The 308-nt window shown below is 80.2% G+C and carries 1 protein-coding gene; it reads right to left on the minus strand.

The window, feature by feature from the left end; genetic code table 11:
* Window positions 1-244: hypothetical protein (locus tag M0638_RS28665; protein ID WP_456316065.1), on the minus strand; the 244-nt coding region annotated here is incomplete at its 3' end.
* Window positions 245-308: the final 64 nt, after the last annotated feature.

The following is a 308-nucleotide window of genomic DNA, read 5'->3' on the forward strand; positions in this document are numbered from 1 at the left end:
CCAGCGGCTCCGGGATCGGCCGGCTGGGCGCCTTCACGCGGACGCGGGGCTTGTGTGGCCGCGCCACCGTCGAGGGCTGCGCCGGCGAGCCCAGCGGCCACACGGGCAGCGGGGGCGGGTAGCCGGTCTTGTCCCACGGATAGAACTGCGGGGCGGGCGGCAGCGTGAGCGCCGGCGCCGCTCCGCACCTGCCGGCCCGGCGGCACTCGCCGGTGCAGTGGCAGGCCGCCACGGACGCGCTCATGCCCCGCGCTCCGACAGCCCGTCCGCCTGCGCGGCGGCGAGCGTGGCGCCCAGCACGGCCGCCG

Source organism: Roseomonas acroporae, assembly GCF_023223525.1.
GTDB classification, from domain to species: Bacteria; Pseudomonadota; Alphaproteobacteria; order Acetobacterales; family Acetobacteraceae; genus Roseomonas_E; species Roseomonas_E acroporae.